Raw genomic sequence first — 13,734 nt, forward strand, 5'->3', positions numbered from 1 at the left:
CGTCATCAATTTAACCCAAAATCGCCGCATAGTTTGAGCAAGAAAATTTTGTCGTGGAACAACAATCGATTCTTCCAAATCGCTAATCTCGCAGTGAAATTATCTGCAAACGCGCAATTCATCGCACGACTCGTTCGACTCGTCACGAGTCTCCCCGATGCGATTCGCCAGCCTCGATACCCTCTGCTACCGAATGAATGGGGATTACGAATAACAACGGCGGGTCATGCACACAAAAAATACCAGACAGGGGCTTAAGGCCCGGCTGGACCATATGTTTACGGATCGCGAACTTTTCATGCGATCGCACGGACAGGTCCGCTTTATCACGATATCGGCGATATTGCAGAAACGCGTGGTTTATTCCGTCGTTTCTGCACTGGCGATTTGGCTTTTGATCACGCTGGCAATGATGTTCAATCAGTTGACAGTTACTGGCGAACGTTTGGCGCTCGCTGAAAAAGAAGCTTTGGTGAACAGCACAGAAAGCCGCGTGGCCAGCTATAAAAGGTCGATCGACGGAGTCGCCGCCGATCTTGAGCAGCGTCAGGACGCGCTCGACCAGATGACCGAACAGTTTGTCGGCGAACAGCTGGAAACAGCCGATCCAGCAACAGAAGACCAGCCAGCAACACAACTTTCCGAAAATACCAGAAAAATCAGCGCCGCTTTTCCCGAAGCGGCCCATCTCGCAAAGCTGGAAGCGCGGCAAATTGCTTTTGCCCGCCGACTGACAACAGCTGCGATGCAACGTACCGCACAAGCCGCTGCGGCGATTCGCAAGTTCGGCCTAAACCCCGACAAGCTGACCAAAAACTCCACGGCGGCAATGGGCGGCCCCTTCATTCCTTTCTTCAACAATGATGATCAACATCTGCACCCAACGCTCGAGCGGCTTAATCTGGCGCTTCAGAAAATGGATGCTCTGGAACGGACATTGATCGCTATCCCGTCAGGCAAGCCAGCCAGCAGCGGCATGGTTTCGAGCAGCTACGGCTTTCGCCGCGACCCCTTCACCGGCGCGGGCGCGATGCACAGCGGCATGGATTTCAAGGGGCCGCTCGGCCAGCCAATCCTCGCAGCCGCTGGCGGCAAGGTTACCCATGCCGGCTGGAAATCCGGCTATGGCAAGACCGTGGAAATCACCCATGGCAACGGATTGATGACGCGTTACGCACATATGTCGAAAATTGGCGTGACCGCTGGCCAAAAGGTCGAACAGGGATTACAATTGGGAGCAATGGGAAGCACCGGACGCTCGACCGGCACGCACTTGCACTTTGAGGTGCGGCTGAACGGGCGCGCAATCAACCCCCGACCATTTTTAGAGGCGAATACAGATGTTCTCAAGATCAAAGCCATCGCGCGACAACGCGCCAGCACCCCGAAACGCAGCGAGTCAGGCTCCAGCCGTGGCTAGAAGCAGTGGCAGCAGCGGATCAAGCTTTTCGATCATCGGTGACGGTATCGTCATCACCGGCAATATTGAATCGAAGGTTGATTTGCATATCGACGGCGAAGTGATCGGCGACGTGAAATGCCTGTCGCTGGTCCAGGGGCCATCGAGCAAAATCAAGGGTGCGATCGTTGCCCAGAACGCCAGCCTGTCGGGCGCGGTCGAAGGGTCGATAGATGCCGGCGATCTTGCCATCGCTTCCACCGCACGCATCGGCGGCGATGTGACTTATGAAAATGTGACGATCGAGCAAGGCGGACATGTCGACGGCAAGTTCAAGCATCGCAGCAGCAAATCACCCAATCTTGCCAAATCGACGGTGAACATGAACGAAATGGCTATCCCGCTGGAACTGACTCCCGGCGACAGAGCGGCCTGACCTCACCATTATGCGCTAGCGTTTGATCGAAAACGATCCCCGAAGTTAATTTCTCGGCGCCTGTCGCCGGTAGCTCAGCGCTTCGGCTACATGGATTCGACCGATATCATCCGCACCGGCAAGATCGGCGATGGTGCGGGATACGCGCAAGACTCTTGTATAGCCGCGCGCCGTTAGCCGCATCGCTTCCGCAGCTTGACCCAGCAAAGTCTGGCCCGGCTCGTCGGGCATCGCATATTTCTTCAGCGCATCACCGTCTATTTCACTATTGGTCCGCGCTTCCAGATCACCATAGCGCTGACTCTGGATCGACCTCGCCCTGGCAACCCGCGCGGCCACCATGTCCGAACCCTCCGCCGGTGGAGGCATGGTAAGATCTGCAGCAGACAAAGCTTCCACCTCGATATGCAGATCAATCCGGTCGAGCAGTGGCCCGGAAACTTTCGCTTGATAATCGGCCGCGCAGCGGGGCGCTCTCGAACAAGCCAGAGCGGCATCGCCGAGATGCCCACAGCGGCACGGATTCATCGCCGCTATCATCTGAACCCGCGCCGGAAAGGTGACATGCGCATTGGCCCGGGCCACGCTGACCTCTCCGGTTTCCAGCGGTTGCCGCAGCGAATCCAGCACCGCTCGCTGGAATTCGGGCAGTTCGTCGAGAAACAGCACTCCGAGATGGGCCATGCTGACTTCGCCCGGTCGGACCTTGAGCCCGCCACCGACCAGCGCTGCCATCGAAGCGCTGTGATGCGGCGCGCGAAACGGTCGCTGGCGCGACATTTGCCCACCCTCCAGCATCCCGGCAACCGAAGCCACCATCGATACTTCCAGCGCTTCGGATGGTGACAAAGGTGGCAAAATGCCCGGCAGACAGGAAGCGAGCAGCGACTTGCCCGATCCTGGAGGGCCGTTCATCAGCAGATTATGCCCGCCAGCGGCGGCGATTTCCAGCGCCCGCTTCGCTATTTCCTGGCCCTTCACCTCTTTAAGGTCCGGTCCATAATCCGGTTCGGGTGCGGGCCCGGTTTCCGGTGGGGTCAATATCGACTGGCCCTTGAAATGATTGAGCAGCGCCAGCAGGTCGCCCGGTGCCAGTATCTCTACATCACCGGCCCAGGCCGCTTCGGATCCCTGCAGCGCGGGACAGATCAAGCCCAGATCTTTACCCGATGCGTAGAGCGCCGCGAGCAACACACCCGGCGTGACCGCCAGCCGGCCGTCGAGTGACAATTCTCCGACCACGACATAGCTCGCCAAGGTCTCGGCATCGATAATCCCCATCGCCCCGAGCAACGCCAGCGCAATCGGCAGATCATAATGAGAGCCGGCTTTCGGCAGATCGGCGGGCGACAGATTGACGGTGATTCTTTTGGGAGGCAGCGACAGGCCCATTGCCGCAATGGCAGCGCGCACCCGCTCGCGGCTTTCCGCGACCGCCTTGTCCGGCAGGCCGACGACGTTGAACGCAGGCAATCCGGGCGCAACCTGACATTGCACTTCCACGCCCCGCGCCTCCAGTCCGAGATAAGCCACTGTCTGAACCAGCGCCACCATCATAGCCGCCCCAATTTCATGCCGGGAATAGTGGCAATGACCAGAGATTGTGTCGAGCGGCAACCGCTGGATGTCCGCAACGGTCAAAACCAGTGAGGCGGGCATCGGCGAATGGTTAATATCGGGTAACTAGGCCCCGATACTTTGTGGCAAGCGCCAGCCCTCAGAGAAGCAGCATGAGTAAGATTAATCGAAAAGACATTCCACAAAATCGCAGCGATTCGACCGGTTCGACCGGTGGCTTCCTTGTCAGTGCCTTCCTGCTTGTTGCGCTGCTCCTCTTCCCGGCTCAGCCCGCGATCAGCGCCAGCAGCTATATCGTTACCGAGACGGTCGAGATTTTCGAATATGATCTGCACGAACCGGAAGCACCCGCAGAACCAGCCAGCGCGGCCTATGGTCAATATGGTCCATTTCGCGTTATCGCAGCGGACACGGTAGAAATGACCGGAACTGTCGACAGCTACACACCGGCATTATTCCGCCAGATGATGAGACATTTCCCGGCGATCAAGCGGATTGAAATGCTCGATTGCGACGGCTCTGTCGATGAGGAAGCCAATCTCAGGCTCGCCCGGATGATCCGCAACGCAGGTATCAGCACCAATGTTCCGGCTGGCGGCTCGGTCCGATCCGGCGCTGTCGAACTGTTTCTCTCCGGCGTCCGGCGGACAGCGCATCGTAATGCTGAATTTGTCGTGCACAGCTGGATGGATGAAGATGGTCGCGAAGCAAATGACTATCCGGCCAACGATCCGGTCCACTCGGAATATCTTGATTATTATGCCGAAATGGGCGTTCCCAAGGGAACCGCACAAGAATTTTACGCGCTGACCAACAGCGTTCCCTTTTCCGAGCAATTGCATCTGTCGCGTAATGATATGGCCCGCTTCCAGATGGTCCACTAAACTCCGCCATACTGCCTTCCGTTCATGTTTCATGCATGGGCCGGGAACAATAATCTTATCCACGCGCTTTAGTAGACAGAGCGGACTTGCGACTCCGCTCGTAAAGCACCAAGTGGAACGAGATGACCGACAAAATGACCGACAAGCGCCGGAAATATACTTCGGGATCCCGATTCGCGCTCTCTGTGATCGGCTTCACGCTGATTCTGCTTTCGCCGATCATTGGCGCAATCCCTGGTCCGGGTTTTATCATCGTCTTTCCCATCGGCCTGGCGCTGGTCCTGCAAAATTCGCGCTGGGCAAAGAAGCGCTATGTCGATTTCAAGCGCCGCTTCCCCAATTATGGCAAATGGACCGACTGGGCGATGCGCAGACGGCACCACAAGACACTCCCCGAAGATTTTGAACTGCCGATTTTCGGCAAGGTGAAGACCGGCAATCGGGACAAGAAAGTCTAGGGCCAGAGCCAGTTATATATATCGGCGGGGGTCAGAAAAGCTTTCTATGGCATTGCTATGCCTGCGCTTCCCTTCCGCGCGCAAAACCAAATCGCTTGAAACCACGCTCCTCGTAATTAATTAGGTCCCGGTGCTAGTGCAAACGCTTGACTTTCCGCGCCTGCCTGCCTAATCGCAGCCACAACGTATCGGCCGCAGCTTATAGCGGCCTTTTTTATCGAAATTTTGACGTAGGATAATCGCGATGAAGCGTACATTTCAACCAAGCCGTCTGGTCCGTAAACGGCGCCATGGTTTCCGCGCCCGCAAAGCCACCGTTGGTGGCCGTAAAGTGCTAGCTGCCCGCCGTAGCCGTGGCCGCAAGAAGCTTTCTGCCTAAAAGCAAATGACCGCCCGTGCTACGTCTGTCGAAGCACGCCCATCGCCGGATCATCTGGATTTGAAGAATCCTTCAGCCGATTCGGCGCCCGCTGATTCAAACCAGCCTATCGAAGTGATTCGCAAACGCGCGGATTTTCTCGCTGCCAATCGGGGCAAGCGATTCGTTACCTCCAGCTTTGTCCTGCTCGCGCATCGCCGCCGCTCCGATCACAGCATCGGGACGGCCAAGATTCGCTATGGCATCACGGTCACCAAGAAAATCGGCAATGCCGTGGCGCGCAACCGGATGAAGCGCCGGTTCCGGGCGCTGCTGGCGCAAAGCTTGCCCGGCAATGGCATCGCAGGCGTCGATCACATCATGATTGGCCGCAAAGCCGTTAAAGAAGCGGATTTTGCCACCATGAAGGCCGATCTGGAAAAGGGCCTGAGATATCTGGCCAAAAAGCTGGGCTAGACATGTTGAAATCTGCTTTCATCTTCTGCGTACGATGCTGGCAATGGGGCCCGTCGCGAATTTTGCCCCCGACTTGTCGTTATCTGCCGACCTGCAGCGCCTATACGATCGAAGCGATTGAGAAACATGGTGCAATTAGGGGTAGCTGGCTGGGGGCTAAACGGCTATTGCGCTGCCATCCTTGGGGTGGCTCGGGTTTTGACCCGGTGCCTTGATACCCTGAACACCGATCCTAATTACAACAATTGGCCGAAAGCGGGACGAGATAGTGGACGATAAGCGCAATATCATCATGGCGATACTCCTCACGGGGATCATCCTGTTCGGCTGGCCTTTGCTGATGGAACAGTTTTTCCCCGACATGGCCAATAAGAACGAGGCTGTCGAACAGGCTGATGTTCCGGCGACAGACCAGGTTGCAGGCAGCGCCAGCGCTCCGGCTGTCATTCCAGGCACTGACGGCGCGGGCATCGTGGCTGCGGCTGCGTCAGACAAGATCAGACCGCTGGCCACTGTTCTACGCGAGAATCCCCGGGTCCTGATTGAAACACCGCGCCTGAAGGGTTCTATCAACCTCAAGGGCGGACGCATTGACGATCTCACGCTGACCGATCACACGGTTGATATGAGCAAGGACAGCGACCCTGTCCGGCTCTTTGCACCATCCGGAACCGAGAACGCCTATTTCAGCCGCGTCGGCTGGGCTGGCGATGGTGTCGCGGTTCCCGACGATAACACGATCTGGTCTGCTGACCAGAGCCGGCTAACCCCGGAAACGCCCGTTACCCTGAGTTGGTCCAACGAGACCGGGCAGACCTATACGATAAAGCTCTCGATCGATCCCGACTATCTGATCACCACTGAACAGAGTGTCGCCAACCGTGGCGAGAACGCAATCGCGCTCAAACCCTATGGCCTGATCAACCGGAAACGGGATTTGAATAATATTCCGGCCAATGAAGCCAGCACCTGGACCATCCACTCCGGTCCTGTCGGCGTCTATGAAGGCGCGGCCAATTACGACGTAGACTATAAGAATCTTGCTGGCGAAGAGCCCGGTTTCTTTGCAAGCCTGTTTGGCACCTCCGCCGTGCCCGGAACCAACTCCTATGACAAGGAAGTCAGCTGGTTGGGCTTTACCGACAAATATTGGCTGGGTGCATTGATCCCGGATGATATTAACGATGTCGACGCCAAATTCCGCTCCGGCGGCGGTGATATCTTCCAGGCCGAGATAGCGAAAAAGAGCGCGCAGATCATTGCGCCGGGCAAACAGCTGTCGACCACAACGCGTCTATTCGCCGGAGCCAAGGAAAACGCGCTTCTGGAAAAATATGAAGCAGATTATGGCATCAAGAATCTGGACCGCGCCATCGACTGGGGCTGGTTCTACTGGTTCGAAAAGCCGCTTTTCTACCTGCTCAACTGGTTGTTCGAACTGGTCGGAAACTTCGGCGTAGCGATCATCCTGATGACCTTCGTCGTCCGCGGAGTCATGTTCCCGATTGCACAGAAGCAATTCGCATCTATGGCGCAAATGCGCGCGGTACAGCCGAAAATGAAGGCTATTCAAGCGAAGCACAAGGACGACAAACAGCAACAGCAGCAGGAAATCATGAAGCTGTACAAGGATGAGAAGGTGAACCCGCTTGCCGGCTGCCTGCCCATCTTCCTGCAAATTCCGATCTTCTTCGCGCTCTACAAGGTGCTGATGCTGTCGATCGAGATGCGTCACCAGCCCTTTGCCCTGTGGATCAAGGATCTGAGCGCACCCGATCCACTAACGCCGGTCAACCTGTTCGGCCTGCTGCCGTTCGATCCACCGACATTTCTCGCAGTGGGCGTTTTGCCAATTCTCATGGGCATCACGATGCACTTCCAGTTCAAGCTGAACCCGGCACCGATGGATCCGATGCAGAAGCAGATATTCAGCATCATGCCATGGATATTGGTGTTCATCATGGCACCATTTGCCGCTGGTCTGCAGCTCTACTGGACCGTATCCAACATCCTCACCATCGCGCAGCAAAAGTGGCTCTATTCCCGTCACCCGCAGATGAAGGAAATGATGGCGAAGGATGCCGAAGAAAAGGCGAAAAAAGCCGCCGCAGACAAGGCCGAGGCATGACCCTGCACCCTGTCATTTTGGCGAATGCCAAAAGTCATAACGGCTTAGCGGCGGACAAGTTTCGGACCTGCGATCACGTTGCTGATCGCCGGAACTGCGCCTGATGGACACTCCGCTCAACCCGAAGCTGTTCTCCGGCCCGATCAGTTTTCTGAAAAGCGCGCCGCAGCTGCAATTTCTGCCCGATCCGAAGGTGCCGGAAATCGCTTTTGCCGGCCGGTCCAATGTCGGCAAGTCGTCGCTGATCAACGCGCTGACCAATCGTAACGGTCTCGCGCGGACTTCCAACACGCCCGGACGGACCCAGGAGCTTAATTTCTTTGATGTCGGAGAACCCCTGATCTTCCGGATCTGCGACATGCCCGGCTATGGCTATGCCAAGGCGCCACCGAAAGTGGTCCAGAAATGGCGCTTCCTGATCAACGATTATCTGCGCGGGCGGGCAGTGCTCAAGCGCACCTTCGTGCTGATCGATTCGCGGCATGGCATCAAACCGGTCGACGAAGAAGTGATGGAGATGCTCGACAGAGCGGCGGTCAGTTACCGCGTGGTGCTGACCAAGGCGGACAAGGTGAAGCAGGAACAGCTTGATGCCACGGCAGAACAGGTTGCGGCAATCGCCAAAAAGCATCCCGCCGCGCATCCGGACCTGCTGCTCACCTCTTCGGAAAAGAAACAGGGCATCGACGAACTCCGGCTCGCAGTTCTAGAGGCCGTGCAGAGCTAGCTGCACCCAAAACTATTCTTCTGCGCAACGCTTTTCTATACACAGACTTCCATATTTGGTTATGGGACAAGATATGAAACTGATAATCGGAAACAAAGCCTATTCCAGCTGGTCGATGCGCGGCTGGCTTGCCTGCAAACAGTCTGGCTTGTCCTTCGAGGAATTGACCGTTCCGCTGTTCGGCGACGATTGGGACCATGTCCGCGAAAGCGAAAATTTCGCGCCTTCGGGCGGCAAGGTTCCGATCCTGTGGGATGGCGAGACCGTCGTCTGGGATAGCCTCGCGATTATCGACTGGCTTGCGGACAAGACGCACCGGGACCGCTTTTGGCCCAAAGACGAGACCGCTCGCGGCATGGCTCGTTCAATGGCCGCCGAAATGCACTCGGGCTTCATGGCGTTGCGCCGGCAATGCCCGATGAATACGCGCAAAATTTATGACGGCCTGGACTTGAGCGACGAGGTCAAGACAGACGCCGCGCGGATCATCGAACTCTGGGCGCAGGCACGCGCCCGCTTTGGCAGTGGCGGACCGTTTCTGTTCGGCACTTATGGCGCAGCCGATATCATGTATGCGCCGGTGGTTTCCCGCTTCCAGACTTACGGATTTCGTCTGCCCGGCTTTGCCACCAGCTATATGCAGACCATACTCGATCATGAATGGACTGCGCAGTGGATGGCGGCCGCGGAGGAAGAACCATGGGTAATCGAGCGGCTCGAACAACCGAAATCAGCAGAAGCCTGAGCGCCCGCATATGACCGCACCAACAGCTCTCGAACTGGCAAAACGGCTAATCGCACAGCCCAGCATCACTCCGGCAAGCGGCGGCGTGTTTGACGAAATGGAATCGATGCTCGCGCCGCTCGGCTTCGAAGCAATCCGATTCTTCGCTGGCGATGCGCCCGAAGATGCCGAACAGGGTGGCCCGGTCGAGAATCTCTTCGCCATTCGCAAGGGTCCCGCCGGATCACGCCATTTTGCTTATGCCGGTCATCTTGATGTCGTTCCACCCGGTCAGGGTTGGCAAACGGATCCCTTCACTCCCGAAGTCCGCGGCGACCTTCTCTACGGTCGCGGTGCGGTCGACATGAAGGGCAGCATTGCCGCCTTTGTCGGCGCACTCCACGAAATTCCAGAAGATTTGGGTACGATTAGCCTGATCATCACAGGTGACGAAGAAGGGCCAGCACGATTTGGCACCGTCGCGATCATGGACCTCATGGCCGAGCGCGGCGTTACACCCGACCTTTGTCTCGTCGGCGAACCGACATCGGTCCACAAGCTTGGCGACATGATGAAAATCGGGCGGCGCGGTTCGGTCAATATGTGGATCACGGTGAACGGCATGCAGGGCCATGTTGCCTATCCGCAGAACGCCGACAATCCGATCACTAAGCTTGGCAAGATTCTTGGTGAAATTGACGCGCTTCAGCTGGACGAAGGCACCGACTGGTTCCAGCCGAGCAATATCGAATTTACCGACCTCCACGTCGGCAATCCGGCCCATAATGTCATTCCGGCCAAGGCCGAAGGTCGGCTATCGATCCGCTTCAACGACCGCCACAGCGGCGAGAGCCTGAGCATGATGGTGAAGGAGATTGTCGAACGGCATGGCGGCGAATTGAAACCGATTATCTCCGGCGAACCTTTTCTGACACCGCCGGGAGAATTCTCGGATATCGTCGCTAGCGCGATCCGTGAAGTAACGGGTGTGGATCCCGAGCTGTCCACATCAGGCGGCACCTCCGACGCCCGCTTTCTGGCGAAGATCATGCCGGTGGTCGAATTTGGCCTGTGCAATGCGACCATGCACAAGCTCGATGAAGCGGTGGCAATTGATGATCTCGAACAGCTGTCGAAAATCTTTGCGTTGATCGTAGCCCGCGCGCTGTCCTGAGGCGTTGGGCTCAGCGCCGTCGCCGCAAGATGATATAAAGCGCACCTGCCCCGCCATGGCGGGGATGCGCGCGCCGCACCGTCGCAATATGCGCGTGATGCCGGGACGCTGCCAACCAGTCGGCAATTGCCGCACGGATCGCTCCGCGACCGCCTTCGCGGCGGCGCTCGTCATCATTACGCGCCTTGCCGGTGATCAGCAATATCGCGCGATGGCCAGCCGCGATACTGAGTTCAAGCGCGCCGTCGAGCCGCCCGTGGGCGGACGACAGTGTAAAGCCGTGCAGGTCGACGGTAACATCGGGCTGCACCATGCCTTTGGCGAGACGGCGATCCCAGCCACCATCCAGCCCGTGGCGGGTCGGCACAGGTTTCTGGTCGCGTAACGGGACGGCTATCACCGATTTCCCGCCAAAGCTTTCCGCGGTGATCGGCCCGGAGACGTCGGGCGGCCGCTTGGAGACCGGAAGGCTCTCAATCCGTTTCAGTCGCCCTTGGTCGAGCGGCTCGACGCTCTCGATAAATTTCTGCCAGAGCGCCTTTTCACCGGCGGTAAGGGGCCGGTCCGACATGGATTATTCGCCCGGGTTCTGGCGTGCCGCAACAAGCCGCGAAACGCTTCCCTTGGGCAGAAAAAGCAAAGCCTGGCCTTTTGACGACATGCCGCCTGCGATTCTGGCCGCTTCTTCGCCGGCACCCCAGAATGTATCAAAGCGGTTGGCGCCCTTGATCGCTCCGCCGCTATCCTGCGCGACCCAGAGGCCGTCGGCAATATCATGTTCCATGTCGAGGAACACCGGCGCACCTAGTGGCACAAACATCCGGTCAGCGGCGACCGAAGTCCGCGCAACCACCGGATGGCCCATCGCACCCAAGGGTCCCGGACCGGTCAGTTCCTGGAAAAAGACATAGCTCTTGTTCTCGCGCATGATCTTCATGCCTTCTTGCGGATGCGCCCGCAGCCATTCGACAATGCCCTGCATATTGGTCTTGCCGTCGGCGAGCAGCCCGCGTTCCCGCATCACCCGTCCGATACCGGTATAATCATGACCATTTTGCCCGGCATAACCGATCCGCATAATCGAACCATCGGGGAGAGCCAGTCGGCCGCTGCCCTGAATCTGCAGAAAGAAGAATTCGATATAATCCTGGGCCCAGGCAATTTCGAGCCCTTGGTTGGCAATGGCGCCATCGTCGATTGCCGCCCGGTCTTCGAACGGCACCAATTTGGTGCCATCGACCTTGCCGCGCACGCGCTTGTCTTTCAGCGCTTCGGAAAACAATCCCAGATCAACATCGATCAGATTGGCTGGTCGCCGGTAAACGGGAACCGTATAATTGCCGTTTCTGACTCGCGACCCCAGGATCTGCGGCTCGAAATAGCCGGTTGCAAAAGCCTGGCCATCGCCGACCTGCACCGCTTCGAAATAGGATATGAAAAAGCGGCCGGCATCCTGGTCCTGCCAGCCCTGGGCGGCAGAGCAGGACAATTGCCAGTCGGCCCCCTTGGTCAGACCGCTATTATCCTCGCGCCGGACCAAGGACGAACAGCTGGTCCGATAGGATTTCAGCGCAGATGCAGCTTTTGAATCAGTAAGATTGAGGCTCGCAATATCCGGCCCCAGCGCGATACCGGAACCGGTAGCGCGTGTCGGGTCATCGCCGATTCTCGCGAGCTGTGCGGGATTGACAGGCTGAAACCTTGCCGGCGCGCCATTTTTGTAGGTGGATGGCGGAACGGCGGCATCTGGCAGATCGCCGGCAACCCATTCACCGTCCTGTGGTGCTGCACGGCTTTGCGCGGCCCCTTGAGGAATGATCGACATGGAACAGGCGCTGACCATCGCCATTGCCCCGAAAAGCGCCCCGATTCTCATGACCATGTTACTCGCCGACCGGAGGTCAGGCCTCATCGGTTTCGTCGAGCAGCCAGTTCGGATCGGCACTTGATAGATCGCGGCTGAAGGTCCAGACATCGTGGGTTTCGGCAGCATCGGATAGCGAACCGCCGATCAGATTGCCCTTTTTGTCTTTGACCACCGCAGCGATATCGGCATCAAATTGCACTGTGATGCTGGCAACAGGCCGACGATATTCCGCCGCTGAAATGCGCGCATTGTCGATTCGCACCAGCTGGTTTTCCAATATTTCGCCGCGTTTTTCCCGGGCGTCGATGACTTCGGCGAAGCTTTCGTAAACGTCATCATCACAAAGCAGTTTCAATTCTTCCTTGTCGCCCTTCCAGAAGGCTTCCAGAATCATGCCATAGGCCGCTTGCGAACCTTCGATGAACCGGCCGACATCAAAATTGCGATCGGCGCTCAGGATTTCGCGCATTCCGGCTTCGGCGCCGCTATCATAAACCATATTGGGCGTTCCGGCAGGTGCAGGGACGATATCAGGAATATGCGGTTTGGCATCTTCCAGCGGCCGGCGATCACTGGCGCGCGGATCAATGTTGCGAGGCATATGTTCCTGCTCATGGCCACTGCGCTTGCCCAGCACCGAATAGAGGCGCAGGCCGAGAAAGGCCGCTACCATTGCCAATAATATGATTTCGATGGTCACTTCAGTATCCAATCTTTTCTTTGACCCTATACATAGGGGGAAATAGGGGCGGTTTCAAATAGCATTCGTGAAAAAGCCGCTTTGTCACAATTGGTCAGCCCCTTCTATCGGCCAATTTGTGAACCTGCGCTTACAAATACACCGGCAAGCCGGGCGACTGAATAGCGGTTTACTCTTTCATTGCCCTTGGTTCTTTCCCCTGCTAGGCGCGCAGCGAACGGCGCAGCAATATGCGCCAAAGGACATGTTTGACTGATTTTCCGAAAGGACAGGCCCGATGGCTGATGAGAATGAAAAAGACGAAAGCACAATGGAACCGAGCGGCAATGTGACGACTCCGGATCCGCTAGCCAATGGCGCTGACACCCAGCCACAAATCGGCGTGATTTCGCAATATGTGAAGGACCTGTCGGTCGAAAATCCGAATGCACCGGACGTCTACCAGTGGAACGCGCAGCCACAGATTGATGTGCAGTTCAATATCGGCTCGTCCCAAATCTCCGACGAAGTCCATGAAGTCGAACTGAAAATCGACGTCACCGCAAAAGCGGACGAAGGCGTCGCCTTCGCCATCGAACTGCTTTATTGCGGCCTGTTCGGTCTCCGCAATGTTCCCGAAGACCAGGCACATCCGTTCCTGTTTGCCGAAGCACCGCGGCTTCTGTTCCCCTTCGCCCGGGCAATCATTTCGGATGCCGTGCGCGATGCCGGATTCCAGGCACTATTGCTCGAGCCGATTGATTTCACGGCGCTCTACATGCAGCAGCGTGAGCAGATGGCGGCACAGCAGGCAGGCGAACAACCGGTTGGTAACGCCTAGGCAA

General features: G+C 57.3%; 16 protein-coding genes. 12 read left to right on the forward strand and 4 right to left on the reverse strand.

Annotation, left to right across the window (positions count from 1 at the left end):
* Positions 1-226 precede the first annotated feature (226 nt).
* Together ACWFTY_RS00910 and ACWFTY_RS00915 are read left to right on the forward strand one after the other, a co-directional pair.
* Positions 227-1,420 carry a peptidoglycan DD-metalloendopeptidase family protein gene (locus ACWFTY_RS00910; RefSeq protein WP_447525528.1) on the forward strand — a complete coding sequence of 398 codons (1,194 nt, stop codon included), beginning with the start codon at positions 227-229 and terminating at the stop codon, positions 1,418-1,420.
* The gene (locus tag ACWFTY_RS00915; protein ID WP_367947221.1) at positions 1,413-1,835 is read left to right on the forward strand and encodes a bactofilin family protein; all 423 of its coding nucleotides are present in this window, start codon (positions 1,413-1,415) and stop codon (positions 1,833-1,835) included. Before ACWFTY_RS00910 ends, ACWFTY_RS00915 begins: the two co-directional genes overlap by 8 nt.
* 45 nt (positions 1,836-1,880) lie before the next feature.
* Here ACWFTY_RS00915 and ACWFTY_RS00920 read toward each other — a convergent pair whose 3' ends face one another.
* Positions 1,881-3,389: a YifB family Mg chelatase-like AAA ATPase gene (locus ACWFTY_RS00920; protein WP_447526927.1), complete on the reverse strand. Its 1,509-nt coding sequence runs from the start codon at positions 3,387-3,389 to the stop codon at positions 1,881-1,883.
* Between the two features lie 176 nt (positions 3,390-3,565).
* Here ACWFTY_RS00920 and ACWFTY_RS00925 point away from each other — a divergent pair, with 176 nt between their 5' ends.
* From ACWFTY_RS00925 to dapE, 9 genes are all read left to right on the forward strand, one after another.
* Complete coding sequence (locus ACWFTY_RS00925; protein ID WP_447525529.1) at positions 3,566-4,297, forward strand: hypothetical protein; 732 nt, start codon at positions 3,566-3,568, stop codon at positions 4,295-4,297.
* 122 nt (positions 4,298-4,419) lie between these two features.
* Positions 4,420-4,755 (forward strand): hypothetical protein, encoded by a 336-nt coding sequence (locus ACWFTY_RS00930; RefSeq protein WP_447525530.1) that lies wholly within the window; start codon positions 4,420-4,422, stop codon positions 4,753-4,755.
* A 244-nt stretch (positions 4,756-4,999) separates the two neighbouring features.
* On the forward strand, positions 5,000-5,134 hold the full coding sequence (gene rpmH / locus ACWFTY_RS00935; RefSeq protein WP_082788408.1) for a 50S ribosomal protein L34: 135 nt from the start codon (positions 5,000-5,002) through the stop codon (positions 5,132-5,134).
* Positions 5,135-5,140: 6 nt separating this feature from the next.
* Positions 5,141-5,590 (forward strand): ribonuclease P protein component, encoded by a 450-nt coding sequence (gene rnpA / locus ACWFTY_RS00940; protein ID WP_447525531.1) that lies wholly within the window; start codon positions 5,141-5,143, stop codon positions 5,588-5,590.
* Positions 5,591-5,592: 2 nt separating this feature from the next.
* The gene (gene yidD, locus ACWFTY_RS00945; RefSeq protein WP_447525532.1) at positions 5,593-5,805 is read left to right on the forward strand and encodes a membrane protein insertion efficiency factor YidD; all 213 of its coding nucleotides are present in this window, start codon (positions 5,593-5,595) and stop codon (positions 5,803-5,805) included.
* Between the two features lie 53 nt (positions 5,806-5,858).
* On the forward strand, positions 5,859-7,718 hold the full coding sequence (yidC, locus tag ACWFTY_RS00950; protein WP_447525533.1) for a membrane protein insertase YidC: 1,860 nt from the start codon (positions 5,859-5,861) through the stop codon (positions 7,716-7,718).
* A gap of 103 nt (positions 7,719-7,821) precedes the next feature.
* Entirely contained in the window at positions 7,822-8,445 is a 624-nt protein-coding gene (gene yihA / locus ACWFTY_RS00955; RefSeq protein WP_447525534.1) for a ribosome biogenesis GTP-binding protein YihA/YsxC, read from the forward strand.
* 73 nt (positions 8,446-8,518) lie between these two features.
* The gene (locus ACWFTY_RS00960) at positions 8,519-9,190 is read left to right on the forward strand and encodes a glutathione S-transferase family protein (protein ID WP_447525535.1); all 672 of its coding nucleotides are present in this window, start codon (positions 8,519-8,521) and stop codon (positions 9,188-9,190) included.
* Positions 9,191-9,200: 10 nt separating this feature from the next.
* The gene (dapE, locus tag ACWFTY_RS00965) at positions 9,201-10,343 is read left to right on the forward strand and encodes a succinyl-diaminopimelate desuccinylase (protein ID WP_447525536.1); all 1,143 of its coding nucleotides are present in this window, start codon (positions 9,201-9,203) and stop codon (positions 10,341-10,343) included.
* Between the two features lie 10 nt (positions 10,344-10,353).
* Here the strand turns inward: dapE and ACWFTY_RS00970 are convergent, their stop codons facing one another.
* From ACWFTY_RS00970 to ACWFTY_RS00980, 3 genes are read right to left on the reverse strand one after another with little or no spacing between them, the layout of a single operon-like run.
* Positions 10,354-10,914, reverse strand: a complete 561-nt coding sequence (locus ACWFTY_RS00970; RefSeq protein WP_447525537.1) for a Smr/MutS family protein — start codon at positions 10,912-10,914, stop codon at positions 10,354-10,356.
* A gap of 3 nt (positions 10,915-10,917) precedes the next feature.
* The gene (gene mltA, locus ACWFTY_RS00975; RefSeq protein WP_447525538.1) at positions 10,918-12,225 is read right to left on the reverse strand and encodes a murein transglycosylase A; all 1,308 of its coding nucleotides are present in this window, start codon (positions 12,223-12,225) and stop codon (positions 10,918-10,920) included.
* Positions 12,226-12,244: 19 nt separating this feature from the next.
* Positions 12,245-12,910, reverse strand: a complete 666-nt coding sequence (locus ACWFTY_RS00980; RefSeq protein WP_447525539.1) for a Tim44/TimA family putative adaptor protein — start codon at positions 12,908-12,910, stop codon at positions 12,245-12,247.
* Positions 12,911-13,187: 277 nt separating this feature from the next.
* On the opposite strand from ACWFTY_RS00980, the gene secB reads away from it, so the two are divergent.
* The gene (gene secB / locus ACWFTY_RS00985; RefSeq protein WP_447525540.1) at positions 13,188-13,730 is read left to right on the forward strand and encodes a protein-export chaperone SecB; all 543 of its coding nucleotides are present in this window, start codon (positions 13,188-13,190) and stop codon (positions 13,728-13,730) included.
* The last annotated feature ends 4 nt before the right edge of the window (positions 13,731-13,734 follow it).

It is taken from the genome of Parasphingorhabdus sp. NYA22 (assembly GCF_976973735.1).